Origin of the sequence: Halomonas sp. ATBC28 (assembly GCF_005937175.1) — a bacterium.
GTDB classification, from domain to species: domain Bacteria; phylum Pseudomonadota; class Gammaproteobacteria; order Pseudomonadales; family Halomonadaceae; genus Vreelandella; species Vreelandella titanicae.
The window spans coordinates 101,148-122,951 of the sequence record NZ_VCQL01000010.1; the positions used below are offsets into that span (position 1 = coordinate 101,148).

Consider the following 21,804-nt stretch of genomic DNA (forward strand, 5'->3'; position numbering starts at 1 on the left):
GAGGATTTGACGACTCATGAATCAGCGGGCCAGCCAAAAACCGACGACGGTGGCGCTGATGACAGCTACAAAAAAGACCAGATTACGGGCGCGGGTATCACGACGTGGTTTCATAACGGCACCAATACAGTGTTAAGTACAAGGTTGAAGTAAAATATGCCTAGCATGGTAACGTTTGTCGTCTGCGCCGTCATCTTACTGCTCCAGTGACGCGACCGTTCGTTCAGGATCATTAGCTGTTTATTCAGGACTGTTACTCTATGCCCCAAATCACCCCGGTAGCGCTCTCTGTTGCGCCAAAGCCGCTTTCGCTTGCCCAAGGTCGCTTAGCGGCGCTGAGCTGGGGGCGTGCTGACGCCCCAACCTGGTTAGCCTTACACGGCTGGCTGGATAATGCGGCCAGTTTTACCCGGTTAGCCCCGCTGTTGGTCGAGGCGTTGGATATTCGTATTGTGGCGCTGGATTTTCGCGGCCATGGTCATTCGGCACACGCGCCACAGGGCGGTGACTATGCCTTAGGCGACTATGCCCTTTGGGACTATTGCCATGATGTATTGGATGCCATGGAGTCCTTGGGGCTGGAGCAAACCAGCTTACTGGCCCATTCCATGGGGGCGGCAGTGGCCTGCTTGCTCGCCGCTTCGTTACCCGAACGCGTCGAGCGGCTAACGCTGATTGATGGACTTGGGGCGCTCAATACACCCATTGAAGAGACCGCCAGCCAGCTGCGTAAGGGGCTTACAGCCTACCGTCGGCCGCTGTCACGAGCGCCGCGTTACCCCGATATCGAGAGTGCCATTGCTGCGCGTGTTGCAGGCGGGGTCACGCCGCTGGATAGCATCACGGCAACGCCGCTAGTAGAGCGTAACACCCAGCCTACTGCTGATGGTCATGTGCAAATGCGCACCGACAGCCGGTTACTGAAGCCGTCCCTGGTGCGCTTTACCCCTCAGCAAGTGCTATCGCTACTGGCGGAAATTAACGCACCGCTGCTATTGATAGAAGGCGAGCAGGGAATTTTAGGCGAGCGCCAATGGGCTCAAGAGGCACGGCAAGCGGTCAAAGGATTAACCCGAAAAGTGCTCAAGGGGGGCCACCATTTACACTTGGAGCCTAGAGCAGTGGCGCAAGTTGCCACGGTTATCGGCACTCACTGGGGTAACACTGGTGCCGTTTAAGGGAGGGGACGCAGCATGAATGAATTGGCTCACGTGAGCAGTGGCAATAAAGTCGCTCTGGTATTGGGCAGCGGTGGTGCCCGTGGCTACGCGCATATCGGCGTGATCGAAGCGCTGGAGGCGCGGGGGTTCGAAATTATTGCCGTATCGGGGTGTTCAATGGGCGCAGTGATTGGCGGTATTTATGCCGCGGGTAAGCTGCCTGAATACCGTGACTGGGTGTGTCAACTCGACTACCTGGATGTGCTCAAACTGGTTGACGTAACCTGGAGCTCGATGGGGGCGATGCGTGCAAGCAAGGTCATGAGCAAACTGGAAGCGCTGGTCGGCGATATTCTGATTGAAGACCTAGCGATCCCCGTCACCACGGTAGCGACAGACCTGGTGCGGCAACGGGAAGTGTGGTTTCAAAGTGGCCCTTTGCTGCAGGCGATTCGTGCCTCAATGGCCGTGCCGGGTGTTATAACCCCTGTTCATCTGGGCGAGCAGGTGCTGGTGGATGGCGGGCTGCTCAACCCGCTGCCGATTATGCCTATGGTAGCCGCGCACCAAGCAGACTTTGTGGTAGCGGTTAATGTGACTGCCCATAGCCCGTTGCCGGTAACCTTGGAGGAGTTACTGCCTAAAGAGGAGGAAAAAGCCGATAGCCGCACCCAAAGCGAGATCGACCGCGATCAACGCATGAGCAGTTGGATAGGCGATGTACGCGCAGCTACCCAAAAACTGTGGGCAGGGCTGGGTGCCAATGGTGATGGCGCAAACGGGGAGAGCGACGACAAAGAGCTAGAAGAAACCACTGAAGCGCGCGGCAAGCGCGAGTGGAGCAAGCTCGATATGATTTTGGAGTCATTCGATATTACCCAGGCGGCGTTGGCCAAGTACAAAGTGGCAGGGTATCCACCCGATGTGCTGATCGAAATCCCCAAAACGGTGTGTAGTACTTACGAATTTTACCGGGGCCGAGATTTGATTCGCCTTGGTCGCCACTTGGCAGATGAAGCGCTGGAACGCCGGATGCCCAGTATCGCTTCCGATGCTACCGAGTAACGGCTACTGACCCCGCTTGCGCAGTAGGATGTACACTGCCCCTGTGCCACCATCGAGATCGATGGCCGAGCAGAACGCCAACACCCCCGGCCACTCCCGTAGCCAGGTATTGGTATGGCTTTTGAGTACAGGAAAATCAGAGGTGGTGCCCCACGCTTTGCCATGCACCACCAGCACACAGCGCAGACCTTGCCCCGCTGAATCACGCAGAAAACTCTCCAACTCCGTGCGGGCCTCCTCCAGCGTATAGCCATGCAGATCAAGCCCCGCCTGCCATGCGGTTTGGCCGCGCTTTAGCTGGCTAAACGTGCGCCATGGCAAGTCGGGCACGCTGAACTCGAGGTACTCTGAGGGGCGCACGGCTTCCACCCGGCCATCCGAAGTGCGCCCGCTGGATTGAGGGGCGCTGCTCTCAACCGCCGCGTTGCGCCGTGCTTCATGGGCCTTAACGTCGCGCTTGGGTTTGCCAGGGTCGGCCTGATTGGTGGCGATAGGGCGTACCCCCGCCGCCTTCAAGGCGTCGCGGAAGGCACTGATATCGTCATCATTTGGCAGGTGGCGGTGTCGCGTCATGTCAGGCTCGGGTGGTAGAAAAATGGGGGTAGCACGGGTGAATCAGTTAAAGAAGCACAGTATAGCGGGCTGAGCGTTGCTGTGAACCGGGCGGCGTGAAAGGTACAATCTTTTATTCGTCATATGGCTCAGGTTCTATTGCCTGCAGTCATGATTATCGTTAACCAGGAGCCGCTGTGACCACGCATCTAAATGTTGAGCATTCTCACTCAACCCTTTCCCTGTCGGAGTCGTTGCTGGTGAGCCAGCTCTTTACGCTGCGCGACTACCTGCGCTGGGTCTCCAGCGAGTTTTATCTGGCGGGCCTGCACTATGGCCATGGTACCGATTCTGCCTGGGATGAGGCGGTGGCACTCTGCTTGGGCGCGCTGCACCTGCCGTGGAATATCGACCCCAGTGTGCTAGAGGCGCGGCTGCTGCCCGTGGAGCGTCAGCGGATTATTGCCCTGGCGCGGGAGCGTGTTACCACCCGCCGCCCGCTGCCTTATCTGCTCGGCGAGAGCTTCTTTGCCGGTCACCCGTTTAGCGTTGACGAGCGCGTGCTGATTCCGCGCTCGCCGATTGCCGAGTTGATTGAAGACGGCTTTGCCGCCTGGTTTCCCGAAGAGCCGCCTGCTAGCGTGCTGGATCTATGCACTGGCTCCGGTTGTATCGGCATTGCTACGGCACTCTATTTGCCCACTTGTGAAGTGGCACTTGCTGATATCAGCCAGGATGCCCTGGCCGTGGCACGGCAAAATATTACCCGCCATGATGTGGGAAACCGGGTGCGAGCGGTGGAATCGGATGTATTCAGCGGCTTGGAAGGTCGACGTTTTGATCTCATCGTCTCCAACCCGCCCTATGTTGATGCCCGCGACTTGGCCACCATGCCTGCTGAGTTCCGCCATGAACCCTCCTTGGCACTGGGGGCAGGCAGCGATGGCTTGGATATCGTGCGGCGCATACTCCGTGAAGCGCGGGAACACCTAACCGATGAGGGTTGGCTGATCGTAGAAGTCGGCAACTCTGATCGCCATGTGGAAGCGGCGTTTCCCGACGTGCCTTTCCTGTGGCTTGAATTCGAGCGTGGCGGCCAGGGCGTATTTGCCTTGAGCGCCGCTGAACTCGACGCCCATGCGGCGTCTTTCCTGTGAGGAACTAATCGCCATGTCTGGCAATACGTTTGGCAAACTATTTACCGTCACTACCTTCGGTGAGAGTCACGGCCCTGCACTCGGCGCGATCGTTGATGGCTGCCCGCCTGGGTTACCGTTAAGCGAAGCAGATTTACAGCATGATCTGGATCGCCGTCGGCCGGGCAGTTCGCGGCATACTACCCAGCGCAAAGAACCTGATCAGGTGCGCATCCTGTCAGGGGTGTTTGAAGGCAAGACCACCGGCACCTCTATTGGCCTGTTAATCGAAAATACCGACCAGCGCTCTAACGACTACTCAAAAATCAAAGAGCAGTTTCGGCCAGCGCATGCGGATTACACCTACCACCATAAATATGGCCACCGTGACTACCGCGGCGGTGGGCGCTCCAGCGCCCGTGAAACCGCTATGCGAGTGGCGGCAGGGGCGATTGCCAAGAAATATTTGGCCGCCCAAGGTGTTCAGATTCGTGGTTATATGAGCCAGCTAGGCCCCATCAAGATTGATTTCAAACAGTGGGAAGCGGTGGGTCAAAATGCCTTTTTCTGCCCTGACCCGGAGCGCGTAGCAGAACTGGAAGCCTACATGGATCAGCTGCGCCGCGATCAGGATTCGGTAGGTGCTGAAATCACCGTGATTGCCGAAGGGGTGCCGGTAGGGCTGGGCGAACCGGTGTTTGACCGCCTGGATGCTGACCTGGCGCATGGTTTGATGAGTATTAATGCGGTAAAAGGTGTGGAGATAGGCGCAGGGTTTGGTTGTGTCGCTCAGCGGGGCAGTGAACACCGTGACGAGATGACGCCTGAAGGCTTTCTTTCCAATCATGCTGGTGGCGTGCTGGGCGGTATTTCCAGCGGCCAACCCATTGTGGCTCGTTTGGCGCTAAAACCGACGTCCAGCATTACCACGCCTGGCCGCTCTATCGATATCCATGGACAGGCCGTCGAAGTGATTACCAAAGGGCGTCACGACCCCTGTGTGGGTATTCGCGCAACGCCCATCGCTGAGGCGATGATGGCGATTACGTTGCTGGATCACTGGCTGCGTCATCGCGGCCAAAATAGTGAGGTGAGCGTTGATACGCCGCGTTTAACCCAGCGCTAGCGCAATACGGTGAGGTTTGCAGTTCACTGCTACACTCAAACAAAACAGTGCAGGAGCCGCCTATGAAGATTAACGTTGAATTTGATCTTACCCCGGACGAATTTCGCCAATCTCTGGGTCTGCCGGATGTCGAAGCTTTCCAGAAAAACCTGCTGGAAAATATCCAGCGGCAAATGGAGTCTGGGGTAGAGGGCTACGACCCCATGAGTCTTATGAGGCCCTTTCTCCAGCAGCCGATGATGCAGCAAGGGCTCTCGCAGGGACTGTCTCAAGGGCTATCTGAAGGACTGTCTCAAGGGCTAGCCAACTTCGGCACTTATCAGCAAATGATGCTGGATATGTTGCGCCAAGCGGGCAGCGCCAGCACTAATGCCACTAGTGCGTCCTCGTCTAACGGCAGTGCGGCTGAACAGGGTGGTAACACCAGCTCTAAAAGCAGTGCGGCGAGTTCCAGGGCGAGCAGTACTAATAATAGTAGTGCCAATAAAAGTACCAGTAGTGGTGGTAAGGCCAAGTCAACAGCGTCGTCGCGCTCCCGTTCCGGCTCAAGCACACGTTCAACATCCAAGCGCAGTGATTCATAAATCAGTAACGATAGACTGGCAAAAATAGATTGTGGGGAAGTGGATTGAAAGATCGCTAATGGCGATGTGAGAGAGGCAATGCGGAGACGTTTTGCAGCGTTACTGAATGCAGCTACTGAAAACAGTGTCGCTGTTGCAATGCAGCATGCCAGGGACTACTCTTTTTGCAGTGCAGCAAATCAAGGCAAGACAAGCTACATCACGATGAGTCACTCCAAGGCTCATGCCAAGGAACTAAACAGGAGCAGACACTATGCAAGACAATATGATGGACGCCTTCAACGCCCAAACTAAGCAAATGTTTGAGCCCATGCGTAAAATTAATTCGCTGATGCTCAACAACATGGAAAAAATGACCCAGTATCAGCTGGAAGCCATGAAGCGCTACAGCCAGATGGGTACAGAGCGCATTCGTAGCGCCACTGAAATTCAAGACGCAGAAAGCCTGCGTGATTTCGGCACCAAGCAAGCTGAAATGATGAACGAGCTTTCCCAGCAGATGCAGGAAGACGCGCGCGTCATGAGCGAAATGAGCCTGCAGTTTAAGTCTGAAATGGAAAAAATGTTCAGCGAAGCCGGTCAGCAAATGTCCGAGCAAGCCAAGGCGGCTACAAAAAGCGAGCAACCTGCCAAAGCCTCTAGTCAGTCATCGCGCAAAAGCTGATTAGTGACCTCATCGCGGCGCCCAAGGGCGCCGCGATGCATTTATAAGCTTTAATTTATATATGCTTACATAGCCAAAGTGGTCGGTGCGCCCGATGATAGGCGTAGGGAGAATGAGTATGCAGTCAGCGTGGCACAATCCGTTCCAGGCAATATCACAAGGGCTATCTGACAGCCTGTCTGAAGGGCTTTCTCAAGGACTGCCTGAAGGGTTATCCCCAGAGGAAATTGAAGCCTGGAATAATCAGCTTAAAGAGATTAGCGAACAGTACCAAGGATTGATGCAGGATCTGCTTTCCCGTATTGCGCCCAGTGAAGCCGCCGACTCAATTTACAGTGATATGCGTGAAAGCTTTGAAGCGGGTGCTCAGTCATTAATGCAAAACCCTACGCTGCTGTGGGAAACCCAGAACCGTTTGCTTCAAGACCAGTGGCTATTGTGGCAACAGGCCCTGCGTGGCATGGCTGGCGAGCAAATAACGCCGCTGATTACCCCGGCTAAAAGTGACCGTCGCTTCAAAGATGAAGCCTGGACTCAAAACCCCCACTATATGGCCATTATGCAGCAGTACTTACTGTTCTCGCAGATGGTGGAAGAGCTGGTTGAAAACTTAAGTGGGTTGGATGAAACCCAGAAGCGTAACTTGATGTTTTACGCGCGCCAGTTGGTCAACGCGATGGCGCCCACTAACTTTATAACTACCAATCCAGAGGTCATGCGCTGCACCATTGAAACCCGTGGTCAAAACCTAGTGGATGGTCTGGCCCGTCTACGTGAAGATTTAGGTAACTCTGGTGAAGGCATTAATGTCCGCATGACAGACCGCGCCGCCTTTGGCGTGGGCGAAAACATAGCGGTAACGCCCGGTTCAGTGGTGTATGAAAACGAACTGATTCAGTTGATCCAATACACGCCAACGACGGAAAAGACCTTTAAAACGCCATTGCTAATGGTGCCGCCGTGGATCAATAAGTACTACATTCTCGATCTGCGTGAAGATAATTCCATGGTGAAGTGGCTGGTGGATCAGGGCCATACGGTGTTCCTGATCTCCTGGCGTAATCCTGGCCCGGAGCAGCGCGATATTACCTGGGCCGACTATATGCAGATGGGGCCGATCAGCGCGATAGAAGCTATCGAGCAGGCCTGCGGCGAGAAGTCGGTTAATCTCCTCAGCTACTGTGTCGGCGGCACGTTAACGGCATCTACGGTAGCGTACCTCACCAGCACCCGCCGTGGGCGCAAAGTAAAGTCGGTGACCTATATGGCCACGCTGCAGGATTTTCGTGATCCTGGCGATATCGGCGTATTTCTCAATGAGCGGGTGGTTGAAGGGATCGAACAAACGCTAGAAGCGAAGGGCTACCTTGATGGCCGCTCGATGGCTTACACTTTCAATTTGTTGCGTGAGAATGATCTGTTTTGGTCGTTCTACATTAATAACTATTTGAAGGGCGAGACGCCTGCCGCCTTTGATCTACTCTACTGGAATACTGATGGTACCAATTTAACCGCAGGCACCCATGCCTGGTATTTACGCCATATGTATTTAGAGAACCGCTTGGTTGAGCCAGGTGGCATTGAGTTGGATGGCGTGAAAATTGATCTGCGCAAGGTGTCGGCGCCCAGCTATTTTATCTCCACCAAAGAAGACCACATCGCCAAATGGAACAGCACCTACTATGGGGCGTTGCTACCCAAGGGGCCGGTGACCTTTGTGCTCGGCGGCTCGGGGCATATCGCAGGTATCGTCAACCCGCCCCATAAGAACAAGTATAGCTACTGGACTAACGACACACTGCCCGAAAGCCATGAGGAGTGGCTTGCAGGTGCTACGGCTCAGGAAGGCTCCTGGTGGCCTCACTGGCAGGCATGGATGACCGACAATGGCTATGCCAATAGCGAAAAAATGGTGCCCGTGCGCCAACCAGGGGACGGTGAACTCAACATTATTGAGCCTGCGCCGGGCCGCTACGTGAAGATGACAATCCCCGAAGTGTTGGGGGAAATCCCGTCTTCTTCGTAATTGGCATAGGCGAATAGCCTAAGGTTTCGCGAGCTGAAACTCCCTCCCACTAAAAAGCCCGCTGACATTTTTGTCAGCGGGCTTTTCTTCGCCACTGTCAGTTTCGAATGAGATAGTCGAAAGCACCCAGCGATGCCTTGGCGCCTTCGCCCATGGCGATGATGATCTGCTTGTAGGGCACGGTAGTTACATCGCCTGCGGCGAAGACGCCGGGCACGGATGTCATACCGTGAGCATCGACGATGATCTCACCGCGGGGCGTCATTTCAATCGGAGAGCCTTTCAACCACTCGGTGTTAGGCACCAGACCAATCTGAACAAAAATGCCTTCCAGCGCGATGGATTTGCTCTCGTCGGACGTGCGGTCTTTATAGTTCAAGCCATTCACACGGCTGCCATCGCCCGTTACTTCGGTGGTTTGTGCGTTGAGGATAATATCGACGTTAGGCAGACTCTTGAGCTTTTTCTGCAGCACTGCGTCGGCACGCATCTCACCCATAAACTCTACGAGCGTGACATGGCCGACAATACCCGCCAGATCGATCGCCGCTTCAACGCCAGAGTTACCGCCACCAATCACCGCTACCCGCTTACCTTTGAACAGCGGACCGTCACAGTGAGGGCAGTAAGCCACCCCTTTGTTGCGGTACTGCTGTTCGCCGGGCACGTTCATTTCGCGCCAGCGGGCACCCGTCGCCAGTACCAGGGTTTTGCTCTTAAGCGTCGCACCCGACTCAAAGGTGACTTCGTGCAGTCCACCTTCCGCCTCGGCTGCTTTAAACGCCGTGGCAAGCTGCAGGTTCATGACATCGACTTCGTAATCTTTTACGTGCTCTTCAAGCGCGCTAACTAGCTTGGGGCCTTCGGTATGGGAAACGGAGATAAAGTTTTCAATTCCCATGGTGTCAGCCACCTGACCACCGAAACGCTCAGCGGCAATGCCGGTGTTAATGCCTTTGCGTGCTGAGTAAATGGCGGCCGCCGCGCCTGCCGGGCCACCACCAATGACGAGCGTATCGAAAGCGGCTTTCTCGTTGAGCTTTTTGGCATCGCGTTCGGCGGCACCAGTATCAACTTTGGCCAAAATCTGCTCAAGGGTCATACGGCCTTGATCGAACGGCTTACCGTTCAGATAGATGCTTGGCACCGACATGATTTCCCGCGACTCAACTTCGTCCTGAAACAGTGCCCCGTCAATAGCGACGTGACGAATGTTCGGGTTGAAGATAGCCATGAGGTTAAGCGCTTGAACCACGTCAGGGCAGTTCTGGCACGAGAGCGAGTAGTAAGTCTCGAAAAGCATCTCGCCGTCGAGGGCTTTGATTTGGTCGAGTAGCTCAGCAGACGTTTTAGGCGGATGACCGCCGACTTGCAGCAGTGCCAACACCAGCGACGTGAACTCGTGGCCCATGGGGATGCCGGCAAACACCACGCCAGTCTCTTCACCCGGGCGGTTGATCGCAAACGATGGCGTGCGGTCGTCCTGGCCATCGCTGTGTAGGGTAATTTTATCGCTCAGGCTGCTGATGTCCTCAAGCAGGCCGAGAAGTTCTTGCGACTTGGCACCGTCATCGAGGGAGGCAACGATCTCGAACGGCTGAGTCACTTTTTCCAGATACGCTTTTAACTGGGATTTTAAATTGGCGTCCAGCATGACAGTAGCTTCCTCGCAAGTAACAGACGTATTAAATACACGCGTGTGACGGCGCTAATCATTAATAATTTAAAACTGTTTTAAAACAGAACGCCCGGGCGAAACCCGGGCGTTGAACCTGCACGCTCTTGCGCCACGCAAATAAGAGCAAGCGCGTGAAAGCCGTAGGCGGTTTAGATTTTGCCTACAAGATCCAGTGAAGGTGCCAGCGTTTCTTCGCCTTCTTTCCATTTAGCCGGGCACACTTCGTTCGGGTTGGCACGAACGTATTGAGCGGCTTTCACTTTACGCAGCAGCTCTTCGGCGTTACGGCCGATATTGCCAGCGTTGATTTCGACAATTTGGATTTTACCGTCTGGGTCGACAACGAATGTGCCGCGCTCAGCAAGACCCGCGTCTTCAATCAAGACTTCGAAGTTACGTGAAATCCGTAGCGTCGGATCGGCGATCATTGGGTACTGCAGCTTGCCGATGGTCTCTGAGCTGTCGTGCCATGCTTTGTGAGTGAAGTGGGTATCGGTCGAAACGCTGTAGATCTCAACGCCCAGCTTCTTGAACTCGGCATAGTGATCGGCCAAATCGCCCAGCTCAGTGGGGCAAACAAAGGTAAAATCGGCGGGGTAGAAGAAGAAAATAGACCACTGGCCTTGCAGATCAGCTTCACTTACGTCGACGAATTCGCCATTCAGGTAAGCAGTGGCTTTAAACGGTTTTACTTCAGTGTTGATCAAGGACATTCAGATAATCTCCAGTTGTCATGAGTGAAGGGTTTATAAAGTAGTGCTAATGCTAACGGCTAGCGACTAATGTCTAAAATTAAAAAAAGCCATCTAGCCAATAGCATTGCCCTATTGGCGTACCACAAGATCCTGTTTTACTAGCTACTTAATGGGGTCGGTAGGGCAAAATACAAGAATTTTTCACATTGGCTTGCGGTAGGCGTCACTGCACCGCAAAATTCGCACGGTCAGTAATATGGCCTACGCTATTGTTAGCCGCTGAGGGCTGTTGCCGGCAGCAGCAGGGCGCACTTGGTATGAAGACACTTGGCAAAATATTTGGCTGAATTGTTTAGTGAATGCTGAATTGTTTAATGACTAGTTGAGACAACAGGAGCAGTGATAATGGGGAACATCCACAAACTTTCCGCGGCCGTTGCGGCTATCTCATTCGCCGCAGCGGCTAGCGCTGCCCACGCTGAAGAGGTGCGGGTATTTAACTGGTCAGACTACATTGCCCCGGAAACGCTGGAAAAATTCACCGAGCGTACCGGCATTGAAGTGACTTATGACGTTTATGACAGCAATGAAATTTTGGATGCCGCACTGCTCGCCGGGCGTTCCGGCTACGATGTGGTGGTACCTTCTACCTACTATTTTACCCGCCAAGTGAAAGCCGGTGTTTTTCAGCCGCTCAACCATGAGTTACTAACCAATTTAGACAATCTCAACCCCGAGCTGATGGCCAACCTGGAAACTATCGACGCCGGTAGCGAATACTCGGTTCCCTATATGTGGGGCACCAATGGAATCGGCTATAACGTTGACCGGGTAAAAGAAATTCTGGGTGATGACGCGCCGGTAGATAGTTGGGCACTGCTGTTTGATCCTGAAATAACCGCTGCATTGAGCGAAGCGGGCTGCGGCTTGTCGATGCTGGACTCTGCCGATGAAATGCTCTCGCCCGCCATGGCGTACCTGGGGTTTGATCCCCTGAGTGAAAATCTGGACGATATTGAAGCGGCTGGCGAACTGATCGCCGACGTTCGCGACGACATGACTTATTTTCACTCTTCCCGCTATGTGTCCGATCTGGCGAATGGCGATATCTGCGTGGCCGCTGGTTACTCGGGTGATGTTTTCCAGGCCGCCGATCGTGCTGAAGAAGCAGGGCGAGATTTCACCATCGCCTATAGCATTCCTAAAGAAGGCGCCGCGCTCTGGTTCGACATGATGGCAGTACCCGCCGATGCGCCTAATACTGAAAACGCTCACGCCTTTATCAACTTTATTCTTGACCCGGAAATCGCTGCTGAAATTACCGAGTACGTGCGTTATGCCAATCCTAACGCGGCGGCCGATGAGTACCTCTCTGATGAAATCATCAATGACCCGGCTATTTACCCAGAAACCGAGGTCATGCAAAACCTATACGTACAGGCTGAAAAGCCTCAAGATGTGCTGCGTGCCCGTACGCGCATTTGGAACCGCGTAAAGTCTGGTCGTTAAACCGACATTTATCCGACGGCGAGCCTGGAGTTAATTCTCTATGGCTCGCTGCTCGTCTTTTTTAATGCCCGGATTGCCGGGCCTTTTGATGGGAGTGGCGAATGGTCACTACGCCCCTGTCGAACGAGCCTTCATCTGCTTCGCCAATCACTCCTTCTTCGTCGCGCCCCCAGGGTAAAACCCCGCGGTTTGCTGAAGATGTGGTGCTGGAAGTAAAACGCTTAAGCAAGCGGTTTGATGATGCGCTGGCGGTGGATGATGTCAATTTGCAGGTTAAGCGCGGAGAAATTTTCGCGCTATTGGGTGGTTCCGGGTCAGGTAAATCAACCCTGCTGAGGATGTTGGCGGGGTTTGAAACTCCTTCTGAGGGCCGTATTTTATTAGACGGTGAAAATATCACCGCTATGCCTCCGCACAAGCGGCCTATCAATATGATGTTCCAGTCCTATGCGCTATTTCCGCATATGACGGTGGCGCAGAATATTGCCTTTGGTTTAAAGCAGGATAAGCTCCCCAAAGCGGATATCGACGCTCGCGTCGCGCAAATGTTGAAGCTGGTGCATATGGAGCGCTTTGCCAAGCGCAAACCGCATCAACTTTCTGGCGGTCAGCGCCAGCGTGTAGCACTGGCGCGTTCGCTGGCCAAGCGGCCCAAACTGTTACTGTTAGACGAGCCCATGGGCGCACTGGATAAAAAACTGCGCACTGAAATGCAGCTAGAGGTAGTGGAGATCATCGAGCAGGTGGGTGTTACCTGCATTATGGTCACTCACGACCAGGAAGAGGCCATGACCATGGCCGACCGCGTGGCGATCATGGCCGATGGCTGGATCGAACAAATAGGCTCGCCGATCGATATTTATGAAAGCCCGGTGAGCCGCATGGTGGCGGAATTTGTCGGTACGGTGAATCTGTTTGAAGGAGAGATTAGCGAAGATGCTGCTGACCACTGCCGCATCGTCGCTCCCGCGCTCGAGCGGCCCATTTATATTGACCACGGTATTACCACCCAGGCGTCGAATCGGCGGGTTTGGGTCGCGCTGCGCCCTGAAAAAATCTGGCTAACCCGCGAGAAACCCACAACAGAATATAACTGGGCAGAAGGCAAGGTGGATGATATTGCCTATTTAGGCGGTTTCTCGATCTACTACGTGCGCACCCAGTCGGGCCAGATCATTAAAGTCAGTATGGCCAATACCGAGCGTCGCGGTGATCGACCCACCTGGGAAGACAGTGTGTATGTCTACTGGGAAGATCACAGTACGATTGTTTTGAACCGCTAGCGTCTTGAGCTGCTAAAGTTTTGAATTGCGATAGTGGCGCATTCCTTACCGCGAGGAGACTGCCTTTAATGAAGTTATCTCGTTCTTCAGCACTGCTCAAACGCTTGCAGCTGGGGCGCCGAGCAGTGATCGCGTTTCCGCTCGTGTGGCTGATGCTGTTTTTTTTACTGCCCTTTGCGCTGGTGCTCAAAATCAGCCTCTCCGAAGCGGCGATTGCGATTCCGCCCTATGGCCCGCTGCTTGAGTACGCCGATCAGACGCTGCATGTCTTTCTTAATCTGGGCAATTATCTCTTTCTGCTCTCAGATTCGTTGTATATCGCCGCCTATTGGGGCTCAGTGAAAACGGCGTTTATTGCCACGCTGGCCTGTTTGTTGCTCGGTTACCCGATGGCGTATGCCATGGCCCGAGCCCCAGCACGCTGGCAACTGCTGTTACTGCTGCTGGTCATGTTGCCGTCATGGACGTCGTTTTTGATTCGTGTCTATGCCTGGATGGGAATTCTAAGCAACAGTGGGTTAATCAATAACCTGTTGATCGGGATTGGCCTGATTGATTCGCCGCTGCGCATGATGAATACCCAGTTTTCAGTAACTATTGGCATTGTTTATGCCTACTTGCCGTTCATGGTGCTGCCGCTATATGCCCACTTAACGCGCATGGATAACTCGTTGTTAGAGGCCGCTGCAGATCTTGGCTCGCGCAAGTTCAATACCTTTATCAAAGTCACCTTGCCGCTCTCTACGGGCGGCATTGTGGCCGGTTCGATGCTGGTGTTTATACCTGCGGTAGGGGAGTTTGTGATTCCTGAACTGCTGGGCGGCCCTGATACGCTAATGATCGGCAAAGTGCTGTGGGAGGAGTTCTTTCTCAACCGCGACTGGCCCGTGGCGTCGGCGCTGGCCATGGTGATGCTACTGCTATTACTGGTGCCGATAGTCTGGTTTCATCGTTACCAGTCCAAGGAGCTTGAATAATGAGCATGCGACGGCCGAGCTTCTCAACGGTCATGCTGGTGCTTGGTCTGCTGTTTCTTTACCTACCGATGTTTGTGCTGGTGGTGTATTCGTTTAACGCATCGAAGCTGGTGACGGTGTGGGCGGGGTTTTCCACCCAGTGGTACGGCGAGCTGTTTCGAGATCAGCAGATTTTGTCGGCGGTATGGACGAGCCTGCGCATCGCGTTTTTCGCGGCCAGCATGGCGGTTTGCCTGGGCACCGTGGCAGCCTTTGTAATGACACGCTATGGTCACTTCCGGGGCAAAACGGCGCTGTCGAGTATGGTCACAGCGCCGCTGGTGATGCCCGAAGTCATCACCGGTCTTTCGCTGCTGTTGCTATTTGTGCAGATGGCGCAGATTACCGGCTGGCCAGCCGACCGGGGTATGGCAACCATTTGGATTGCTCACACCACCTTTTGCAGTGCCTATGTGGCGGTCGTGGTGGCTGCGCGGCTGCGGGAAGTGGATCACTCCATTGAAGAGGCCGCCATGGATTTGGGTTCACCTCCAGTGAAAACCTTTTTTTCTATCACGCTGCCGATCATTACCCCCGCGCTGGCTGCAGGCTGGCTGCTGGCGTTTACCCTCTCCCTGGATGACCTGGTGATCGCCAGCTTTGTTTCCGGGCCAGGGGCCAATACGCTGCCGATGGTGGTGTTTTCTTCGGTGCGTATGGGGGTGTCGCCGAAGATTAATGCGCTTGCTACATTGATCATCCTAACGGTATCGCTGGCGACACTGTTGGCGTGGTTTCTTATGCGACGTAATGAGACCCGGCGGAAGGCTGCTCTACGAGAAGTTTAAATCAAACTATAGAACGTCGTCGTCGCGCCCGGCGACGACGCTATCGAGTTCTCCGGTCACCGGTGAGACGATGATCTGTAGCTGGATGGGCGCGCAGCATTGATGGCAATCCTCCCAGGTATCATGGCTGCCCTGTGACGTATCAATCAAGAAGGTCAGCGGCGAATCGCAGTAGGGGCAGTGGAAGTCATAATTGACCAGGGCGTCGTCTTGCATTGTTGGCTACCTTGTATAGCGGATGCGCTAAATCAGTTTCTTACCCAATGAGTGTAGCAGTGTGGTCGTCGGGTAGGGCATCGTAGGATTGAATCAGGTAGGATATCCCAGGATTTAAGTTCCCAAAGCAACGCAGCGAGAGTAGCGATGATGTTACGTAACATGGCAGTAGCGGCCCTAGTGGCCTTTCCGATGGTCGCGTTGGCTGAAACCCCCAATGTCACCGCTGGTGAGTGGGAGTTTGTGAGCAAAACCAGCGTCACCGGCGAAATGGAAATTCCGGATCAAACGGAAACCGAGCGCCAGTGTATTAGTCAGGAAGAGCTTGAGGGAGCTGAATTTGGCTTCATCGAGGAAGAAGAAGGCTGCGAGCTGCTCGACCAGGAGCTCAATGCGGACGGTCTAAGCTACAGCATGGTGTGTCGCGCTGAGGGTGGCGAAGCTACCATCGATGGCGAAATGCGTTTTATGGGCGAGCGTATCGAAGGCAGCGTCGATATCCTTACCCAGTCCCCCATGGGTGAGCTGAGCATGAATACCGTGATTGAAGGCGAGTATCTTGGCGAGTGTGAGTAATCGCTAGCTCTCTTTTCAAAGGGTGCCAACAGGCACCCTTTTTCATTGAGGTCGTCATTGCGAGGAGCGCAGCGACGCGGCAATCTCAAGCGTGCGGTGGCCTCTAAAAACCAGATTGCTTCGCTGCGTTGGCAATGACATCAGTCAGATGGTGCATTAGCAATTTCCTCCTCTAATCGCCTTTTCACTGCCCCGGGCGAACCGGTGTGGCGCGCCAGCAAGTCGTAAGCCACAGGCACCACAAACAGCGTAAACAGCGTGGCCGAGCCGACCCCCGCCATAATCACGGTGCCGATAACCAAGCGAGACTCAGACCCCGGCCCTGTCGAGACAATCAGCGGAATGGCGCCGGCCATGGTGGTCACGGCGGTCATTAAGATAGGTCTTAAACGCGTTACAGAGGCTTCAATCAACGCCGAACGGAAGGCTTTACCCTCATCGCGCAACTGATTGGCAAACTCGACAATCAAAATGCCGTTTTTCGCCGCTAGGCCAATTAGCAGCACCAAGCCTACTTGGCTGTAGATATTAAGCGATTGACCGCTTAGCAGCAGGGCGAGCAAAGCGCCGCTCATTGCGAGCGGCACCGTAAGCATTATCACAAAGGGGTGAATCAGACTTTCGAACTGCGCTGCTAACACCAAAAAGACCACAAGCGCGCCCAGTATTAGCAGGAAGGCGGTGGCGCCACTGGCTTGCTGGAAGTCCCTTGAGGCGCCTGCCACATTGGTTTGCGCCTCTTCCGGCAGTAGCTCCGCGGCGCTCTGCTCTAAATAGGTCAAAGCTTCGCCAAGGGGGTAGCCATCCGCCAGGTTGGCTTCAATGGTAATCGCCCGTATACGGTCAAAGCGGTTCAAAGTGCTGGCGCCAGCAAAGTCGGAGAGGGTGACCAAACTGGCCAGAGGGATCAGCTCACCTGTGCGAGCGGATCGAACCTGAATGTTATCCAACGCCCTCGGGCTGTTTTGACTGCCGCGGTCACCTTCCAAAATGACGTCGTACTCTTCACCATCATCAACATAGCGAGTGACGTTACGGCCACCTAACAGCACTTCAAGCGTTCTGCCGATCTCGGTAACCGTAACGCCTAGCGAAGCGGCACGCTCGTAGTCAATATCGACTCTTAGCTGCGGCTGGGTTTCGTTGTAGTTGCTCTCTAGTGCCATCAAGCGCGGGTTGTTTTCACGCACATGATCGATCAGCGTATCGCGCCAGCGGGCAAGCTCTTCGTAAGTCCCGCCGCCCAGCACAAACTGCACCGGCTTCTGGGTACGCTGCCCAAACCCCTGGCGCATCACCGGGAAGGCTTGTACCCCCGGCAACGTACGCAGCTTTTCGCGTACTTCGCCCATGATCTCCCAGGCACTGCGTCGACTGCCCCAGTCGGCCATATTGACGATAATAAAGCCGCTATTGAAATTCTCTATGTTGCCGTAGCCACGGGGGGCGCGAACGACTACGCGCTCCAACTCACCGCTCTCCACCAGTGGCGTCATCCGCGCTTCGATCTCATCCATATAATCCATCATGTAGTCGAAGGTGGCGCCTTCAGGGCCATTCACTAATACGATAAAGTTACCGCGATCCTCTTGAGGCGTGTATTCGTTGGGCAGTACCGTGGCCAGCCAGGCGGTGGCGCCAATCAATAATACAAACGCCGCGACCACCAGCCAACGCATTTTGAGCATCCATTCTAACGTGGCCTGGTAGCGGCGTTGTGTGCCGCTGAGCAACCACTGCACGGCTTTGCCAATCCGGCTGTCGTGCATGCCAGGCTTAAGAATTTTAGACGCCATCATCGGCGTAAGCGTCAGTGCCAGCAGCGTAGAGACTACGACCGCGGCGGCCATGGTCAGCGCGAACTCGGAAAATAGTCGGCCAATATCGCCTTGCAACATACTGAGTGGCAAGAAAACCGCCACCAACACCAGAGTGGTGGCAATGACTGCAAAGGCGATTTGCCGGGTCCCGCGAAAGGCGGCGACTAGCGGCGTCTCGCCGTAGTCGTGCATACGCCGGTTAATATTTTCAAGCACGACGATGGCATCATCGACAATCAGACCGATCGCCAGCACCAGCGCCAGCAGAGTTAGCAGGTTAATTGAGAAATTCATCGCGGCCAGAGCAGTAAAGGCGCCAATAACGGCAATCGGAACGGTCACCGCGGGTACCAGGGTGGTGCGCAAATTGCCCAAAAACATAAAGATCACCACCACCACCAAGCCCATGGCGATAAACAGCGTCATAACGACCTGCTCAATCGCTCCGGAGACGAACAGCGAGGCGTCGTAGTTCAGGCTCAGTGACATCCCTTCAGGCAGCGTACCTTGCAGGCGTTCAAGTTCGACCTGAACGGCTTCAGAGAGCTCTATCACATTGGCCGTCGACTGCATGATCATACCTAGGCCGACCATGGGGATGCCGTTAGAGCGGAAGACAGAACGATCCTCCACCGCGCCGACCTCTACTCTTGCTACGTCAGCAAGGCGCACCAGATAGCCGTTTTCCTCCTGGTTTTGAGGAGAGCTGAGGGCGAGGCGCTGAAAATCTTCGGCACTGGCAAAACTACGGGGGAGGCGGACAATAAACTGCCGATCCTTGGATTCAAGCGAGCCTGCCGGTAGCTCTACGTTCTCTGCCCGCAGTGCGTCTTCGATATCGCTAACGGTGAGTCCCCGTGCGGCCAAGGCATTGCGATCCAGCCACACGCGCATGGCGTAGTCACTGCCGCCGCCGACACGCACCCGTGCTACCCCTGGCTGAACGGAGAGGCTGTCGACCAAAAAGCGGTTAGCGTAGTCGGTTAGCTCAGTAATGGAATAGTCGTTTCCGGAAAGGCTTAACCAAACCACCACTTCTTCGCTGCTATCGGCTTTGGTGACCTCTGGGTTGTCAGCGTCGTCGGGTAGGTTGCGCAGCGCGCCGGAGATGCGGTCGCGAATATCATTGGCGGCGGCATTGATATCCATATCAATGCCAAATTCGATCTCGATCTGAGAGCGACCATCCTCGCTTTGCGAGGTAATCAGCTCAATGCCTTCAACGCCAGCAATGCGGTCTTCTAATACTTGGGTAATCCGTGTTTCGACGACGCTGGCCGAGGCTCCGGGGTAGCGGGTATCGATGGTGACCACTGGCGGGTCGATGGTGGGGTACTCTTGCAGCGGCAGACGATTGAGTGCCAGCAGGCCAAAGGCAATAATCAGCGCCGCGATTACCATCGCCAATACCGGCCGCTGAACAGAGATATCCGATAAACGCATTAGCGGTCGGCCTCCAACAGCGCTCGTATACCGGTCTCGTCATCGGCGATCCCGATTAACCTGGCTTCTTGCCCGTCACGGGCCAGCTGTAGGCCATGAAAGACAATTAAATCGTTGGCGGCGAGTCCCTCGAGAATTTCCACCTCGCCATTGCGGCGCTCGCCGATCACCACTTCACGCCGTGCCAAGCGTGTGCTGCCTCCACTCTGTTCAATTAACATCACGAAGTGACGGTCACCGCTAGGCTCAATGGCCGCCTCAGGGATAACAACCGTATCGCGTACGTGCTGTTGAACGATCACTTCCATCAGCATGCCAGGCCGCAAGCGGCCATCGGTATTCTCGAGATCAGCGCGGACGCTTACGCTGCGCGTGACTGGATCCACCCGTGTGCCGATGGTGGCAATTTCACCGCTAAAGAGGGCGTCAGGGTAGGCAGCAGTTGTGGCATTGAGCATCAAGCCTGGTGAGAGGCGGTCGAGAAATACTTCGGGGACGCTGAAATCTAGCTGCATAACATCCAATTTATCGAGCGTCACCAGATCCATGCCTGGAGTGACCAGGGCGCCAACACTGATATTGCGAAAGCCGACACGGCCACTAAAGGGGGCTTTTATCTGGTAATTGGCCAACTCCGCTTCAATCGCTTGAATATCGGCATCTGCCTGGCGCAGCCGTGATTGGCTATCTTCTACATCGGCCCGAGCCGCCAGGTTGCGCTCTTGCAACTGGGAAGCGCGATTTGACGCATTACGCCGCTCTTCGCGAAGTGCCTGGGACGCCCTCAGCTGCGCCTGCTCCTCGGCATCCTCCAGACGAATAAGCAACTGGCCTTCTTCGACCTGTTCGCCGTCACGGAAATTGATCTCGGCAACGATATCCGTGACGGTAGCCGATAGTGTGACGCTCTCATCGGCACGGAGGGTGCCCAAGGCTTCTATTGGATCCGACCAGGTAGTCATGATCGCCCGGGTGCCTATGACTGACGGCGCCGATTGGGCGAGCGCTACGCTGGAAAGCAGAAGAGTGAGAGGCACGAGTGCGAGTTGCAACAGCCGTCGTTGATGAAAGGGCAAAAGCATAGTGTTCTCAGCGTTAGATAATATTTATACAGTTATTGTATATGGTAATTGTATCCGCATAATAATTTTTAAGTGCGACCCTGTTAGAATGCCTGCCTTTTACGACGGGAGTCGCTCTCAATATGAGCTGTCCATTATGATCTATGACGTTGTCATCATCGGTGCTGGCGCCGCAGGCTTAATGTGCGCAGCGCAAGCGGGCTATGCCGGAAAGCGGGTCTTAGTGCTTGATCATGCTAACAAAGCGGGCAAGAAGATTCTCATGTCCGGGGGTGGCCGCTGCAACTTTACCAATCTTGGCACAACGCCACAGCACTTTTACTCTTCAAACCCTTACTTTTGTATTTCGGCGCTCAAACGTTACCGCCCTGAGCACTTTGTTGAGCTGGTCGAGCGCCATGGCGTTGAACATGTTGAGAAAACGCCGGGTCAGCTATTCTGTGCAACCTCGGCTAAAGATATTGTCCATACGTTACTGACCGAGTGTGAGTGGGCTGGGGCTGAAATCAGGCTCAGCACCCAGGTTACCCGCGTGGAGCAACAGGGCAGTGCCATGCGTCTAACGACTTCGATAGGTAAAATCGATGCCGGGGTGGTCGTCATCGCGAGCGGTGGGCTTTCCATTCCGAGCATGGGCGCGACGGGTTTTGGCTACGACATTGCCCGTCAATTTGGTCTAGAGGTATTCGCTACGCGACCCGGGCTGGTGCCCTTTACCTTAAGCGATACCTGGAAAGCGCGCGCAGCTGACCTCTCTGGTTTGAGCGTGCCAGTGGCTGTTAGTGCTGGCAGTCGCCGCTTTGTGGAACCCATGCTGTTTACCCACCGCGGCTTGTCTGGGCCGGCGATGCTGCAGATATCCAGCGTTTGGCAGCCAGGGGAGAGCATTAGTATCGATCTACTGCCCAATGAAAACGTGGCGGAATCCCTACGTGAGGCACGCCAAGAAACGCCTAAGCGTCAGCTCTCGACTTGGCTTGGCGAACGCTTTCCGAAACGCTTTGCGCAAGCACTGCTGGAGTGGTACCCCGACCATGACTTGGCGCGGCCCCTGGCCCAGTATGCTAATGCCGCATTGGATGAGTGGGCGCAAAGACTCAACGCTTGGCAACTGAAACCAGCAGGAACAGAAGGTTGGCGTACCGCAGAGGTAACCATGGGCGGGGTCAATACCGACGCGATTTCGTCCAAAACCTTTGAGGTTAAAGGCTTACCACAGTTGCGCTTTATCGGAGAAGTATTAGATGTAACGGGAGAGCTAGGCGGGTATAACTTTCAGTGGGCGTGGGCGAGTGGCGTAGCCTGCGGGCAGGCTGTTTAATAAGCTGATCAAAGATTTGCAAGTGCCGTAAACCGATACACTGGCTGTATTAAGCCTCTTGTAT

The 21,804-nt window shown here is 54.7% G+C and carries 19 protein-coding genes; 13 read left to right on the forward strand and 6 right to left on the reverse strand.

The annotated features are described in order from the left end of the window. Window positions 1-260 precede the first annotated feature (260 nt). The gene (locus E0L35_RS13195) at window positions 261-1,178 is read left to right on the forward strand and encodes an alpha/beta hydrolase (RefSeq protein WP_138800508.1); all 918 of its coding nucleotides are present in this window, start codon (window positions 261-263) and stop codon (window positions 1,176-1,178) included. 15 nt (window positions 1,179-1,193) lie between these two features. Next, complete coding sequence (locus tag E0L35_RS13200) at window positions 1,194-2,225, forward strand: patatin-like phospholipase family protein (RefSeq protein ID WP_138800509.1); 1,032 nt, start codon at window positions 1,194-1,196, stop codon at window positions 2,223-2,225. Between the two features lie 3 nt (window positions 2,226-2,228). On the opposite strand, the gene E0L35_RS13205 is transcribed toward E0L35_RS13200, so the two are convergent. Beyond that, a complete protein-coding gene (locus E0L35_RS13205) occupies window positions 2,229-2,798 on the reverse strand; it encodes a Smr/MutS family protein (RefSeq protein WP_022522766.1) in 570 nt (189 codons plus the stop codon). Between the two features lie 176 nt (window positions 2,799-2,974). Between E0L35_RS13205 and prmB the strand changes: the two genes are divergently transcribed. The 5 genes from prmB to phaC all read left to right on the forward strand — a co-directional run bounded on the left by prmB (window position 2,975) and on the right by phaC (window position 8,313). Further along, window positions 2,975-3,934, forward strand: a complete 960-nt coding sequence (gene prmB, locus E0L35_RS13210; protein WP_138800510.1) for a 50S ribosomal protein L3 N(5)-glutamine methyltransferase — start codon at window positions 2,975-2,977, stop codon at window positions 3,932-3,934. 13 nt (window positions 3,935-3,947) lie between these two features. Next, window positions 3,948-5,039 (forward strand): chorismate synthase, encoded by a 1,092-nt coding sequence (gene aroC, locus E0L35_RS13215; protein WP_053857021.1) that lies wholly within the window; start codon window positions 3,948-3,950, stop codon window positions 5,037-5,039. A gap of 62 nt (window positions 5,040-5,101) precedes the next feature. Further along, a complete protein-coding gene (locus E0L35_RS13220; RefSeq protein ID WP_022522768.1) occupies window positions 5,102-5,623 on the forward strand; it encodes a hypothetical protein in 522 nt (173 codons plus the stop codon). 253 nt (window positions 5,624-5,876) lie between these two features. Beyond that, on the forward strand, window positions 5,877-6,287 hold the full coding sequence (locus E0L35_RS13225) for a phasin family protein (protein ID WP_007113285.1): 411 nt from the start codon (window positions 5,877-5,879) through the stop codon (window positions 6,285-6,287). Window positions 6,288-6,405: 118 nt separating this feature from the next. Beyond that, window positions 6,406-8,313 carry a class I poly(R)-hydroxyalkanoic acid synthase gene (gene phaC / locus E0L35_RS13230; protein ID WP_022522770.1) on the forward strand — a complete coding sequence of 636 codons (1,908 nt, stop codon included), beginning with the start codon at window positions 6,406-6,408 and terminating at the stop codon, window positions 8,311-8,313. A 97-nt stretch (window positions 8,314-8,410) separates the two neighbouring features. Here the strand turns inward: phaC and ahpF are convergent, their stop codons facing one another. Further along, window positions 8,411-9,967, reverse strand: coding sequence for an alkyl hydroperoxide reductase subunit F (gene ahpF / locus E0L35_RS13235; protein WP_138800511.1), 1,557 nt, complete (start codon window positions 9,965-9,967; stop codon window positions 8,411-8,413). A gap of 173 nt (window positions 9,968-10,140) precedes the next feature. Next, a complete protein-coding gene (gene ahpC / locus E0L35_RS13240) occupies window positions 10,141-10,704 on the reverse strand; it encodes an alkyl hydroperoxide reductase subunit C (protein ID WP_027958409.1) in 564 nt (187 codons plus the stop codon). A 387-nt stretch (window positions 10,705-11,091) separates the two neighbouring features. On the opposite strand from ahpC, the gene E0L35_RS13245 reads away from it, so the two are divergent. The 4 genes from E0L35_RS13245 to E0L35_RS13260 all read left to right on the forward strand — a co-directional run bounded on the left by E0L35_RS13245 (window position 11,092) and on the right by E0L35_RS13260 (window position 15,282). Next, window positions 11,092-12,195 carry a polyamine ABC transporter substrate-binding protein gene (locus E0L35_RS13245; protein ID WP_022522773.1) on the forward strand — a complete coding sequence of 368 codons (1,104 nt, stop codon included), beginning with the start codon at window positions 11,092-11,094 and terminating at the stop codon, window positions 12,193-12,195. A gap of 101 nt (window positions 12,196-12,296) precedes the next feature. Further along, window positions 12,297-13,478, forward strand: a complete 1,182-nt coding sequence (gene potA, locus E0L35_RS13250) for a polyamine ABC transporter ATP-binding protein (RefSeq protein WP_138800512.1) — start codon at window positions 12,297-12,299, stop codon at window positions 13,476-13,478. 68 nt (window positions 13,479-13,546) lie between these two features. After that, a complete protein-coding gene (locus E0L35_RS13255) occupies window positions 13,547-14,455 on the forward strand; it encodes an ABC transporter permease subunit (RefSeq protein WP_027958411.1) in 909 nt (302 codons plus the stop codon). Further along, complete coding sequence (locus E0L35_RS13260; protein ID WP_027958412.1) at window positions 14,455-15,282, forward strand: ABC transporter permease subunit; 828 nt, start codon at window positions 14,455-14,457, stop codon at window positions 15,280-15,282. Before E0L35_RS13255 ends, E0L35_RS13260 begins: the two co-directional genes overlap by 1 nt. 6 nt (window positions 15,283-15,288) lie before the next feature. On the opposite strand, the gene E0L35_RS13265 is transcribed toward E0L35_RS13260, so the two are convergent. Continuing rightward, window positions 15,289-15,498, reverse strand: coding sequence for a CPXCG motif-containing cysteine-rich protein (locus E0L35_RS13265; RefSeq protein WP_027958413.1), 210 nt, complete (start codon window positions 15,496-15,498; stop codon window positions 15,289-15,291). A 147-nt stretch (window positions 15,499-15,645) separates the two neighbouring features. Between E0L35_RS13265 and E0L35_RS13270 the strand changes: the two genes are divergently transcribed. Beyond that, window positions 15,646-16,074: a DUF3617 family protein gene (locus tag E0L35_RS13270; RefSeq protein WP_022522778.1), complete on the forward strand. Its 429-nt coding sequence runs from the start codon at window positions 15,646-15,648 to the stop codon at window positions 16,072-16,074. A 140-nt stretch (window positions 16,075-16,214) separates the two neighbouring features. Here the strand turns inward: E0L35_RS13270 and E0L35_RS13275 are convergent, their stop codons facing one another. Both E0L35_RS13275 and E0L35_RS13280 read right to left on the reverse strand, forming a co-directional pair. Beyond that, window positions 16,215-19,337: an efflux RND transporter permease subunit gene (locus E0L35_RS13275; protein ID WP_022522779.1), complete on the reverse strand. Its 3,123-nt coding sequence runs from the start codon at window positions 19,335-19,337 to the stop codon at window positions 16,215-16,217. Then, window positions 19,337-20,419 (reverse strand): efflux RND transporter periplasmic adaptor subunit, encoded by a 1,083-nt coding sequence (locus tag E0L35_RS13280; protein WP_138800513.1) that lies wholly within the window; start codon window positions 20,417-20,419, stop codon window positions 19,337-19,339. The genes E0L35_RS13275 and E0L35_RS13280 overlap by 1 nt, the downstream gene beginning before the upstream one ends. Window positions 20,420-20,555: 136 nt before the next feature. Here E0L35_RS13280 and E0L35_RS13285 point away from each other — a divergent pair, with 136 nt between their 5' ends. After that, window positions 20,556-21,740, forward strand: a complete 1,185-nt coding sequence (locus tag E0L35_RS13285; protein ID WP_138800514.1) for an NAD(P)/FAD-dependent oxidoreductase — start codon at window positions 20,556-20,558, stop codon at window positions 21,738-21,740. Window positions 21,741-21,804: the final 64 nt, after the last annotated feature.

Excerpts from the sequence above, each read along its gene's own strand:
- E0L35_RS13280 (WP_138800513.1), bottom strand. The coding sequence starts at position 20,419 with ATGCTTTTGCCCTTTCATCAACGACGGCTGTTGCAACTCGCACTCGTG.
- E0L35_RS13245 (WP_022522773.1), top strand. The coding sequence starts at position 11,092 with ATGGGGAACATCCACAAACTTTCCGCGGCCGTTGCGGCTATCTCATTC.
- E0L35_RS13195 (WP_138800508.1), top strand. The coding sequence starts at position 261 with ATGCCCCAAATCACCCCGGTAGCGCTCTCTGTTGCGCCAAAGCCGCTT.
- phaC (WP_022522770.1), top strand. The coding sequence starts at position 6,406 with ATGCAGTCAGCGTGGCACAATCCGTTCCAGGCAATATCACAAGGGCTA.
- E0L35_RS13270 (WP_022522778.1), top strand. The coding sequence starts at position 15,646 with ATGATGTTACGTAACATGGCAGTAGCGGCCCTAGTGGCCTTTCCGATG.
- E0L35_RS13220 (WP_022522768.1), top strand. The coding sequence starts at position 5,102 with ATGAAGATTAACGTTGAATTTGATCTTACCCCGGACGAATTTCGCCAA.
- aroC (WP_053857021.1), top strand. The coding sequence starts at position 3,948 with ATGTCTGGCAATACGTTTGGCAAACTATTTACCGTCACTACCTTCGGT.
- E0L35_RS13205 (WP_022522766.1), bottom strand. The coding sequence starts at position 2,798 with ATGACGCGACACCGCCACCTGCCAAATGATGACGATATCAGTGCCTTC.
- E0L35_RS13225 (WP_007113285.1), top strand. The coding sequence starts at position 5,877 with ATGCAAGACAATATGATGGACGCCTTCAACGCCCAAACTAAGCAAATG.
- E0L35_RS13275 (WP_022522779.1), bottom strand. The coding sequence starts at position 19,337 with ATGCGTTTATCGGATATCTCTGTTCAGCGGCCGGTATTGGCGATGGTA.
- potA (WP_138800512.1), top strand. The coding sequence starts at position 12,297 with ATGGTCACTACGCCCCTGTCGAACGAGCCTTCATCTGCTTCGCCAATC.
- E0L35_RS13200 (WP_138800509.1), top strand. The coding sequence starts at position 1,194 with ATGAATGAATTGGCTCACGTGAGCAGTGGCAATAAAGTCGCTCTGGTA.
- E0L35_RS13285 (WP_138800514.1), top strand. The coding sequence starts at position 20,556 with ATGATCTATGACGTTGTCATCATCGGTGCTGGCGCCGCAGGCTTAATG.
- ahpF (WP_138800511.1), bottom strand. The coding sequence starts at position 9,967 with ATGCTGGACGCCAATTTAAAATCCCAGTTAAAAGCGTATCTGGAAAAA.
- E0L35_RS13265 (WP_027958413.1), bottom strand. The coding sequence starts at position 15,498 with ATGCAAGACGACGCCCTGGTCAATTATGACTTCCACTGCCCCTACTGC.
- E0L35_RS13260 (WP_027958412.1), top strand. The coding sequence starts at position 14,455 with ATGAGCATGCGACGGCCGAGCTTCTCAACGGTCATGCTGGTGCTTGGT.
- E0L35_RS13255 (WP_027958411.1), top strand. The coding sequence starts at position 13,547 with ATGAAGTTATCTCGTTCTTCAGCACTGCTCAAACGCTTGCAGCTGGGG.
- ahpC (WP_027958409.1), bottom strand. The coding sequence starts at position 10,704 with ATGTCCTTGATCAACACTGAAGTAAAACCGTTTAAAGCCACTGCTTAC.